Consider the following 9,627-nt stretch of genomic DNA (forward strand, 5'->3'; position numbering starts at 1 on the left):
GACACAGTCCCCACCTACTCGGGTAGATGCGGCTCGAGGGCCGCCGCGTACTTCTCGGCCATCGTGCACAGATCGCCGGTCCTGGGACCCTCTGTGCTCAGCCATGAGGCCGTTACCTCGAACAGGCCCTGCTGGGCTTCGAACGAGACGTAGCAGATGTCCGGAGTGTTCTGTTCCTTCGAAACCAATCCGGGGCGTGCGTTCACCGTCGTATCCCGGATGACGGTCACCGACTTCTTGGTGCGGGCTTCCTCGAGTGTGTGGCTCGTCGAGCCGACACCGATCATCCGGCGGCCCGAGCCGTAGCGATCGTCGGTCGGCGCCCAATCGCAGATCCGCCATGCCGAGATGCCCGTCGGCGGGTCCGTTGTGATCAACTTCGTCGCTGGATCGAGTCCGACCTGCCGCAGCACCTCGTCCGACAGCGCCCCCCGGCACGGGTTGAAGACCTCGATCTTGTCCGGATCCCGCACCGTCGTCGTCGGCCCGGCCGACCCCGGCGAATCCACACACCCCGCGAGCAGCGCGACTCCGGCCACCCCACCGGCCACGGCCCGCAGCACCCCCATACCTCGCACAGCAGCTCCTCCCCGGTCGACCACGATTACCCACTTGGACGCGCCCCGCTGCCGATAGGTTCCCGTCGAGCGAGTTCGCGACCATCGAACCATCGCGGAGCATCCGTCCGCGGCCTCGGGCGACCCGATTTTGTCCAGGGAAAACGCGCCCTTACACTAGAGCGGTTGCCTGGGCACAGCCATGTCCTCTGTATATGCGCACCCGGCGGCGAGAACTCACCCGGTCGGCAAGTGCTGACCGGACCAGCCGAATTGTCGTAGGCCCACGGTCCGCGTGAGCGGGCGTTGCATGGGAACCGCGGCGAGAAAGGTGTCGAGGTCTAACCATGACCATGACCGATCCGATCGCAGACTTTCTGACCCGTCTGCGCAACGCCAACTCGGCGTACCACGATCAGGTGAAGGCTCCGCACTCGAAGCTCAAGGCGAACATCGCCGAGATCCTCAAGCGCGAGGGCTACATCTCCGACTTCCGCACCGAGGACGCGACGGTGGGCAAGACCCTGATCGTCGACCTCAAGTACGGGCCCTCCCGCGAGCGCAGCCTCGCCGGGGTGCGCCGGGTGTCCAAGCCCGGTCTGCGCGTGTACGCGAAATCCACCAACCTGCCCAAGGTGCTCGGCGGCCTCGGCGTGGCGATCATCTCCACGTCCTCCGGCCTGCTGACGGACCGGCAAGCGGCACAGCAGCGCGTGGGCGGCGAAGTCCTCGCCTACGTCTGGTAAGGGAGGCAGAGACATGTCGCGTATCGGCAAGAAGCCCATCGCAATCCCCGCCGGGGTCGATATCACCGTCGACGGCCAGGTCGTCTCGGTGAAGGGGCCCAAGGGCACCCTGTCGCACACCGTGGCCGAGCCCATCACCGTCACTCGTGGTGAGGACGGCCAGCTCGAGATCGGCCGCCCGGACGACGAGCGGCGCAACCGCTCGCTGCACGGCCTCACCCGCACGCTGATCTCGAACATGGTCGTCGGCGTGACCCAGGGGTACGAGAAGAAGCTGGAGATCTTCGGCGTCGGTTACCGCGTGGCGGCGAAGGGCTCGAACCTCGAGTTCGCCCTCGGCTACAGCCACCCGGTTCCGGTCGAGGCCCCGGAGGGCATCACCTTCGCGGTGGAGACGCCGACGAAGTTCTCGGTGTCCGGAATCGACAAGCAGAAGGTCGGCCAGATCTCGGCGGTCATCCACGGTCTGCGCAAGCCCGACCCGTACAAGGGCAAGGGCATCCGCTACGCCGGCGAGGTCGTGCGCCGCAAGGTCGGAAAGACGGGTAAGTGATCATGGCTAAGACCAGTGCAAGCCAGGAGAAGAAGCAGGCCAAGCGGATTCCGCTGGGCAAGGACGCCTCCACCCGGCGTCGTCTCTCGAAGACCCGCCGCCACTTCCGGCTGCGCAAGAAGCTCGCGGGCACCACGGAGCGCCCGCGCCTGATCGTGCACCGCTCCGCGCGGCACCTGCACGTGCAGCTGGTGGACGACTCGAGCGGCAAGACCATCGCGTCGGCCTCGACCATCGAGGCGGACGTGCGCGGCCTGGACGGCGACAAGACCGCCAAGGGCGTGAAGGTCGGTCAGCTGATCGCGGAGCGCGCGAAGGCAGCCGGCGTCGACGCCGTGGTCTTCGACCGTGGCGGCCACGACTACCACGGCCGGATCGCCGCGCTCGCGGATGCCGCTCGTGAAGGCGGGTTGAAATTCTGATGATGATGATCGCAAACGGAAGGAACGTCTGATGCCGGGACGTCAGCGGGGTCACGGCGGAAACGGACCCGCCGGACAGAACAACAGTGGTAGTGGCGGCCCCGAGGGCGGGCGCGACAACCGCAGGGGCGGCGGCAACGACCGCCGCGGCGACCGGCGGGACAATGCCGCCGAGAAGAACCAGCTCGAGCGGGTTGTCGCGATCAACCGCGTCTCCAAGGTCGTGAAGGGTGGTCGTCGCTTCAGCTTCACCGCCCTGGTGATCGTCGGCGACGGCAACGGACTGGTCGGCGTCGGCTACGGCAAGGCCAAGGAAGTTCCCGCGGCCATCCAGAAGGGCGTCGAGGAGGCTCGCAAGAGCTTCTTCCGCGTTCCGATGATCGGCTCCACCATCGTGCACCCGGTGCAGGGCGAGGCGGCGGCCGGTGTGGTCATGCTGCGTCCGGCCTCCCCCGGTACCGGTGTGATCGCCGGTGGCGCCGCGCGCGCCGTGCTGGAGTGCGCGGGCATCCACGACATCCTGGCGAAGTCGCTCGGTAGCGACAACGCGATCAACGTCGTGCACGCGACGGTCGAGGCCCTCAAGCAGCTGCAGCGCCCCGAAGAGGTCGCGGCCCGTCGTGGCCTGCCGCTCGAGGACGTCGCACCGGCGGGCATGCTGCGTGCGCGCGCCCAAGCAGCGACGGGAGGTGCCAGGTAATGGCAGATCTCAAGGTGACCCAGATCAAGTCGTCGATCGGGGCCAAGCAGAACCAGCGTGACAGCCTGCGCACCCTCGGCCTGCGCGGCATCCGCAAGCAGGTCGTCCGACCGGACAGCCCGGAGAACCGCGGTCTGATCAACGTCGTGCGCCACCTCGTCACGGTCGAGGAAGTCGAGGAGGGCTCGCGATGACCATCAAACTGCATCACCTGCGCCCCGCGCCGGGTGAGAAGACCGCCAAGACCCGCGTTGGTCGCGGTGAGGGCTCGAAGGGCAAGACCGCGGGCCGCGGCACCAAGGGCACGAAGGCGCGCAAGAACGTCCCCGCGGCGTTCGAGGGCGGCCAGATGCCGATCCACATGCGGCTGCCGAAGCTCAAGGGCTTCACCAACCCGTTCCGCACCGAGTACCAGGTGGTGAACGTGGGCCGCATCGCCGAGCTCTTCCCCGAGGGCGGCGAGATCGGCAAGGCCGAGCTGGTGGCTGCGGGCGCTGTCCGCAAGAAGCAGCTGGTCAAGGTCCTCGGCGACGGCGAGATCTCGGTCGCGGTCCAGGTGACCGCCGACAAGGTGACCGGCGCCGCCAAGGAGAAGATCACCGCGGCCGGAGGGTCGGTCACCGAGCTCGGCTGACGACCGCTCTGCACCCGGTGGCACCGGACGAGTGAATGGCTCGTCCGGTGCCACTGTTAGAGTTCAGTAGTTGTCTGCCAAAGCCGTCATGGGGCTCGGCGTCTCCGAAGTAGGACACCGCTGGAACATCCATGGCACACCCGTGTCGTTCGCCAGGAGGATCTGTGCTTTCCGCCTTCGTATCGGCCTTCCGGACTCCGGACTTGCGGCGGAAGATTCTCTTCACGCTGGGGCTGATCGCGCTGTACCGGATCGGTGCGGCGCTGCCGTCGCCTGGCGTCGACTACCGGGCGGTGCAGGAATGTATCGACCTGGTCTCCGGCGGTGACAACGCGGGTATCTACCAGCTGATCAACCTGTTCTCCGGCGGCGCGCTGCTGCAGCTGTCGGTGTTCGCGATCGGCATCATGCCGTACATCACGGCGAGCATCATCATCCAGCTGCTCCAGGTCGTGATTCCCCGTTTCGAGGAATTGCGCAAGGAGGGGCAGTCCGGGCAGACCAAGCTGACCCAGTACACCAGGTACCTGTCGATCGCCCTGGCGATTCTGCAGGCCACCGGCCTGGTGGCGCTGGCGGCGCGCGGTCAGCTGCTGCAGGGCTGCCAGCAGGACATCCTGGCCGACACCGGCATCTTCGGCATGATCACCATCGTCGTCGTCATGACGGCGGGTGCCGCGCTGGTGATGTGGTTCGGTGAGCAGATCACCGAGCGCGGCGTCGGCAACGGCATGTCGCTGCTGATCTTCGCGGGCATCGCCGCCCGCATCCCGTCCGAGGGCAAGGGCATCCTGGACAGCCGCGGCGGAATCGTCTTCGCCCTGGTCTGTGTGGCCGCGCTGGCCATCATCGTCGCGGTGATCTTCGTCGAGCAGGGGCAGCGCCGGATTCCGGTGCAGTATGCCAAGCGGGTCGTCGGCCGCAAGATGTACGGCGGCTCGTCGACCTACCTGCCGCTCAAGGTCAACCAGGCCGGCGTCATCCCGGTGATCTTCGCCTCGTCGCTGCTCTACCTCCCGAACCTCATCGCTCAGCTCACGGGCTCGACGAACGCGACCGACCCGAGCTGGTGGCAGGAGTTCATCCAGAAGTACCTGGTCAACCCGAGCAGCCCGGTGTACATCGGGATCTACTTCGCGCTGATCGTCTTCTTCACCTACTTCTACGTGGCCATCACCTTCAACCCGGAGGAGCGAGCCGACGAGATGAAGAAGTTCGGTGGCTTCATCCCTGGCTACCGCCCGGGCAAGCCGACCGCCGACTACCTCCAGTTCGTCCTGAGCCGGATCACCCTCCCCGGCTCGATCTATCTCGGCCTGGTCGCCGTGCTGCCCAACCTCTTCCTGCAGATCGGCAACTCCGGCGGTAGTGCCATGCAGAACCTTCCGTTCGGCGGTACCGCGGTGCTGATCATGGTGAGCGTCGGTCTCGACACGGTGAAGCAGATCGAGAGCCAGCTGATGAATCGCAATTACGAAGGGTTCCTGAAGTGAGAGTTGTACTGCTCGGTCCGCCGGGTGCCGGCAAGGGCACTCAGGCCGTCCTGCTGTCCGAGAAGCTGGGCGTTCCGCACATCTCCACCGGGGATCTGTTCCGCGCCAACATCGGTCAGCAGACCCCGCTCGGCCGCGAGGCGCAGAAGTACATGGACGCCGGCGATCTGGTGCCGAGCGACGTGACCAACCGCATGGTCGAGGCGCGCGTCGCCGAGCCGGACGCCGCGAACGGCTTCGTGCTCGACGGCTACCCCCGCACCGTCGACCAGGCCGACGCGCTGGAGAAGATCCTGCGCGAGCTGGACACCAGGCTGGACGCGGTGCTCTGCTTCGTCGTCTCCGAGGACACCGTGGTGCAGCGCATGCTGGCCCGCGGCCGCAGCGACGACAACGAGGACGTCATCCGCAACCGGCTCCGGGTCTACCGCGACGAGACCGAGCCGCTGCTGCAGCACTACGACGGCCTCGTGGTGACGGTGGACGGCGTCGGCGAGGTGAACGACGTGAACGGCCGAGCGCTGCGCGCCCTCGGCGTCAACCACTGATGGTCTTCGGCCGCAAGAGCAAGAAGGTCGTCCCGTTCCGGACGGCGGGTGAGCTGGACGCCATGGCCGCGGCGGGCGCCGTCGTCGGGCGGGCGCTGGTCGCGGTGCGTGAGGCCGCCAAGCCCGGCGTCTCCACCCTGGAGCTGGACGCCGTCGCCGAGCAGGTGATCCGGGAGGCCGGGGCGGTGCCCTCGTTCAAGGGGTACCACGGCTTCCCCGGCTCCATCTGCTCCTCGGTGAACGACCGCGTGGTGCACGGCATCCCGACCGCCGAGGAGATCCTCGCCGACGGCGACCTGGTCTCGATCGACTGCGGCGCCATCCTGGACGGCTGGCACGGCGACTCCGCCTGGACCTTCGGCATCGGCGCCGTGAGCGAAGCGGACGAGCTGCTGAGCGCGGCGACCAGGCTCTCGATGGAGGCCGGGATCGCCGCCATGCTGCCGGAGCACCGGCTCACCGACATCTCGCACGCCATCGAGCTCGGCACCCGCGCCGCCGAGGTCGCGCACGGCCGCGAGTACGGGATCGTCGACGGCTACGGCGGCCACGGCATCGGCCGCGAGATGCACCTCGACCCGTTCCTGCCGAACGAGGGCGAGCCGGGCCGCGGCCCGCGCCTGGTGATCGGCTCGGTGCTCGCCATCGAGCCCATGCTCACCCTCGGCACCACCGAGACCACGGTGCTCGGTGACGACTGGACCGTGGTAACCGCCGACGGCACCCGCGCCGCGCACTGGGAGCACACCGTCGCGGTCACCGAGGACGGGCCGCGCATCCTCACCCCGCGCCCCGAATAGCCGCGGTGGAACGGGTGCGCGACCGCGCCGACGCGCACCGCGAAGCCTGACTCAGCTCTCCAGCAGCAGCGTGACCGGGCCGTCGTTGACGAGCTCCACCCGCATGTGCGCGCCGAAGCGCCCGGTCTCGACGGTGGCGCCGAGCCCCCGCAGCGCCGCGGCGAACGCCTCGACCAGCGGCTCGGCCACCGGCCCCGGCGCGGCGGCGGCCCAGGAGGGGCGCCTGCCCTTCGCGGTGTCGGCGTACAGCGTGAATTGGCTGACCACCAGGATGGGGGCGCCGGTGTCGGCGGCGGAGCGCTCCCCGGTCAGGATGCGCAGCCGCCACAGCTTCGCGGCCATGGCCGCGGCGTCGGCGGCGGAATCACCGTGCGTGATCCCGACCAGCGCGACCAGCCCCTGGTCGGCGGGGTCGATCCGGCCGACCGTCGCGCCGTCCACCGTGACGGCGGCACCGCGCACCCGCTGCACCAGCACTCGCATGCGGTGATGGTGTCACGCGGAGCGGAAGAACAGCACATCCTCGCCGTACTCGGCGAGCGCCCGCGCCTCGGCGGCCTGCCGGATCCCGCTGCTCGGCAGCTCGGTCAGTTTGGCGAACATGCCGATATTGCCGAACGCGGCGCGCACCTGGGTCTCCGAGGCGTAATCGGCGCCGTAGTCGGCGAGCACCGCGAAGTCGAGCGGGGCCAGCGGGGTGTCGAGCGTGACGGCGCCCGCGGGCCTGCCGAGCGCGGCGTACTGGGTCGGCACGCCGTCCTGGTACCAGCACAGCTCGTAGGACATCTGCTCGGTCGCGGTCACGCTGAGCACCGGCCAGCGTTCGGCCAGCCGCAGCGCCAGCGGGTGGCTCCCGGCCGGCGCGACCTCCCAGGCCAGGCTCTTCACCGCCACCCAGCTGCCCGAGCCGCGCTCGATCAGCACCACGTCGTCGCCGAGCACCGTCGCGGCGTTGAGCTCCGGCGCGGGGACCGACCAGTGCTTCTCGTGCACGCCCAGGTAGTTGGAGCTCTGCACCAGGCGGGCGCCGTCGGCCTCGTAGGCGGCGAGCACCGCGGCCCGCACCTGCTTGACCGCGTCCGGCGCCGAGCAGCGCACGCTCAGCGCGCCGAAGCTGGTGGCGATCTCCATCGGCCGCGACGGCTGGTCCGGCATCGCCCCGGCCGCCAGCGGTTTCAGCCCGACCAGCGCCAGCTTCCAGTTGATCTCCTCGATCGTCGCGAGGTCGCCCGCGCTCTGGTAGAGGATCTGCTGCTGGGTGAGTCTGCCCGCGCCCTGCAGGGTGCGGCAGTCGAGCTTGGTGAGCGCGGCGAGCGTTTTGGCGGTGAGATCCAGGTCGGCGATCTTGATCTCGCGCAGCTGCTTGGTCATCTCCGGAGTGGTCCAGGAGGAGTAGCGCTCCCGGTAGGTGGAGAGCGCCTGCTTGCGCTGCCTGCCGATGGTGAGCGTGCGGAGCAGGGTGTTCAGCGCGGCGAGGTACTTGGTGGCCTGCGCGGGGTCGGCGGCGAAGAGCCCGGCCCGGATGCGGGTGGCGTCCTCGTTGGCCGCCACCGCGGTGGCCGGATCCAGCCGGAGCAGCCAGACGCCGCACTTGGCGAGCGCGTCCGCGCACATGGCGGCGCCGTGCGGGTAGGTGTGCGCGACCCGGCGGTACACGTCGCAGGCCCGCCGGATGGTGGTGGTGGCGAGCTCCCGGTGCCCGACCGCGCGGGCGGCCTGGTCGAAAATGCGCAGCGCGTCCTGGATCTCACCGGCCAGCCGGGCGGAGACCAGCCCGGCGCCGAACCAGTGCAGCCGGATCTCGACGGCCTGCTGCGCGGGCTCCAGCGCCTCGGCGGTGCGGTCGCGCGGGCTGCCGTCGGTGCGGGTGGCGATCAGTCCCTTGGCGAGTTCGCAGAGCGAGGTGGCCAGCCGCAGTTCGGTCTCTGAGCTCCGGTCCACCGCGGCGCGGCGGGCGACGGACGCCTGGTACTCGAGTGCGTTCAGATCCATGATTCCGCCGAAACCCGCGATAGCACAGCAGACCTCCCTCGCGCTCGATGGCGCCGACCACGCCATCACCCCCGGCACCGGGGAGCGGACGACTGTGCAGAGTCTGCCACATCGCCCGGCTCGCCGTCGCATTCCGGCGCGGGCGGTGGCGCAGGTCGAATCGGGTGGCGGGCCGACCGGGGCCGGGCGCGTTTCACCCGGTCGCCGCATCCGGGTTGCCGCCACCGGCGGACCGGGTGAGAATCGACGTTAACGAAGGCGTAAGCGGCGGTTCGCATTCGGCTGTTAGGTTCCGGAAACGCGGCCGCTGCGGTCGTCGCTGTCGATGCGGGAGGGAACGGCAATGGCGGAGAAACTCGAGTACGACGCCGACCTCTTCTACGCCGCGGCGGACGCCACCGGCCGCGCGCGCGATCGTGTCAACGGCATCATCTCCCGGCTGGTGTCGGCCGCCGACGGGCGCGGCGCGCCCTGGGGTGCCGACACCATCGGCCAGAGCTTCGCCAACGGTCAGGACGGTACCGGCGGCTACCTGCTCTCCGCCACGAACCTGGTCACCGGTTCGCGGAATGTGGCGGGCTCGCTCGACTCCTTCTCGGCGGGTCAGCGCGAGAGCGCGCGGCTGCTGGAGCGGATGGAGCAGGGCAACGTCACCGGCTTAAGCTGACGACGGGCCAGGGGATGACGAACGAACAGGCGAAGGCCGATCTGGCGAGCATCGTCGACGAGGTGCAGCAGCAGATGCGCACGATCGCGCGGGTGCAGCAGGCGCGCGCCGAGCTCACCGGCACCGGCACCGCGCGGGGCAAACGCGTCACTGTGACGGTGAACGCCGACAATGCCGTGATCGAGACCAAGTTCTCGGCCGACATCGCCGAGCTGGAGTACGCCGAGATCGCCAAGGCGGTCACCGAGGCGTCCCAGCGGGCGTGCGCGGAGGTCGCGGCGCGCACCGGGGAGCTGATGCAGCCGGTGCGCGAGCAACAGGCCCGGCTCCCCAAGCTCGCCGACCTCATCGAGGACATGCCGAACATGCAGGTTCCCGAGTCGGTCGCCGCCTCCACCGCCCCGCCGCGCGCGCCGGAGCGCCGGGACGCGGGAACCCGGGTGCCCGGCCCCGTCTTCGCCGAGCCCGATCGGGGCGAGCGCGCCGGCTCCGTCACCGACCAGAGCTGGTGAGCG

At 69.4% G+C, this 9,627-nt stretch carries 14 protein-coding genes; 11 read left to right on the forward strand and 3 right to left on the reverse strand.

Annotation, left to right across the window (positions count from 1 at the left end):
- Nucleotides 1-14 precede the first annotated feature (14 nt).
- Complete coding sequence (locus LTT61_RS22530) at nucleotides 15-563, reverse strand: DUF3558 domain-containing protein (RefSeq protein ID WP_233016050.1); 549 nt, start codon at nucleotides 561-563, stop codon at nucleotides 15-17.
- A 341-nt stretch (nucleotides 564-904) separates the two neighbouring features.
- Here LTT61_RS22530 and rpsH point away from each other — a divergent pair, with 341 nt between their 5' ends.
- The 9 genes from rpsH to map all read left to right on the forward strand — a co-directional run bounded on the left by rpsH (nucleotide 905) and on the right by map (nucleotide 6,453).
- On the forward strand, nucleotides 905-1,303 hold the full coding sequence (gene rpsH / locus LTT61_RS22535) for a 30S ribosomal protein S8 (protein ID WP_233016051.1): 399 nt from the start codon (nucleotides 905-907) through the stop codon (nucleotides 1,301-1,303).
- Between the two features lie 13 nt (nucleotides 1,304-1,316).
- Nucleotides 1,317-1,856 carry a 50S ribosomal protein L6 gene (gene rplF / locus LTT61_RS22540; protein WP_233016052.1) on the forward strand — a complete coding sequence of 180 codons (540 nt, stop codon included), beginning with the start codon at nucleotides 1,317-1,319 and terminating at the stop codon, nucleotides 1,854-1,856.
- A 2-nt stretch (nucleotides 1,857-1,858) separates the two neighbouring features.
- The gene (rplR, locus tag LTT61_RS22545; RefSeq protein WP_233016053.1) at nucleotides 1,859-2,278 is read left to right on the forward strand and encodes a 50S ribosomal protein L18; all 420 of its coding nucleotides are present in this window, start codon (nucleotides 1,859-1,861) and stop codon (nucleotides 2,276-2,278) included.
- A 31-nt stretch (nucleotides 2,279-2,309) separates the two neighbouring features.
- A complete protein-coding gene (rpsE, locus tag LTT61_RS22550; protein WP_233016054.1) occupies nucleotides 2,310-2,978 on the forward strand; it encodes a 30S ribosomal protein S5 in 669 nt (222 codons plus the stop codon).
- Entirely contained in the window at nucleotides 2,978-3,172 is a 195-nt protein-coding gene (gene rpmD / locus LTT61_RS22555; protein ID WP_233016055.1) for a 50S ribosomal protein L30, read from the forward strand. The genes rpsE and rpmD overlap by 1 nt, the downstream gene beginning before the upstream one ends.
- Entirely contained in the window at nucleotides 3,169-3,612 is a 444-nt protein-coding gene (gene rplO, locus LTT61_RS22560) for a 50S ribosomal protein L15 (RefSeq protein WP_233016056.1), read from the forward strand. The genes rpmD and rplO overlap by 4 nt, the downstream gene beginning before the upstream one ends.
- 164 nt (nucleotides 3,613-3,776) lie before the next feature.
- Nucleotides 3,777-5,105: a preprotein translocase subunit SecY gene (gene secY / locus LTT61_RS22565; protein WP_233016057.1), complete on the forward strand. Its 1,329-nt coding sequence runs from the start codon at nucleotides 3,777-3,779 to the stop codon at nucleotides 5,103-5,105.
- Nucleotides 5,102-5,653: an adenylate kinase gene (locus LTT61_RS22570; RefSeq protein WP_233016058.1), complete on the forward strand. Its 552-nt coding sequence runs from the start codon at nucleotides 5,102-5,104 to the stop codon at nucleotides 5,651-5,653. The genes secY and LTT61_RS22570 overlap by 4 nt, the downstream gene beginning before the upstream one ends.
- Nucleotides 5,653-6,453 carry a type I methionyl aminopeptidase gene (gene map / locus LTT61_RS22575; RefSeq protein WP_233016059.1) on the forward strand — a complete coding sequence of 267 codons (801 nt, stop codon included), beginning with the start codon at nucleotides 5,653-5,655 and terminating at the stop codon, nucleotides 6,451-6,453. The genes LTT61_RS22570 and map overlap by 1 nt, the downstream gene beginning before the upstream one ends.
- A 51-nt stretch (nucleotides 6,454-6,504) precedes the next feature.
- On the opposite strand, the gene dtd is transcribed toward map, so the two are convergent.
- Together dtd and LTT61_RS22585 are read right to left on the reverse strand one after the other, a co-directional pair.
- Nucleotides 6,505-6,936, reverse strand: a complete 432-nt coding sequence (dtd, locus tag LTT61_RS22580) for a D-aminoacyl-tRNA deacylase (protein WP_233016060.1) — start codon at nucleotides 6,934-6,936, stop codon at nucleotides 6,505-6,507.
- A gap of 12 nt (nucleotides 6,937-6,948) precedes the next feature.
- Nucleotides 6,949-8,445 (reverse strand): hypothetical protein, encoded by a 1,497-nt coding sequence (locus LTT61_RS22585; RefSeq protein ID WP_233016061.1) that lies wholly within the window; start codon nucleotides 8,443-8,445, stop codon nucleotides 6,949-6,951.
- A 343-nt stretch (nucleotides 8,446-8,788) separates the two neighbouring features.
- Between LTT61_RS22585 and LTT61_RS22590 the strand changes: the two genes are divergently transcribed.
- Together LTT61_RS22590 and LTT61_RS22595 are read left to right on the forward strand one after the other, a co-directional pair.
- Nucleotides 8,789-9,112: a hypothetical protein gene (locus LTT61_RS22590; protein WP_233016062.1), complete on the forward strand. Its 324-nt coding sequence runs from the start codon at nucleotides 8,789-8,791 to the stop codon at nucleotides 9,110-9,112.
- A gap of 14 nt (nucleotides 9,113-9,126) precedes the next feature.
- On the forward strand, nucleotides 9,127-9,624 hold the full coding sequence (locus LTT61_RS22595) for a YbaB/EbfC family nucleoid-associated protein (protein ID WP_233016063.1): 498 nt from the start codon (nucleotides 9,127-9,129) through the stop codon (nucleotides 9,622-9,624).
- The last annotated feature ends 3 nt before the right edge of the window (nucleotides 9,625-9,627 follow it).

It is taken from the genome of Nocardia asteroides (assembly GCF_021183625.1).
GTDB lineage: Bacteria > Actinomycetota > Actinomycetes > Mycobacteriales > Mycobacteriaceae > Nocardia > Nocardia asteroides_A.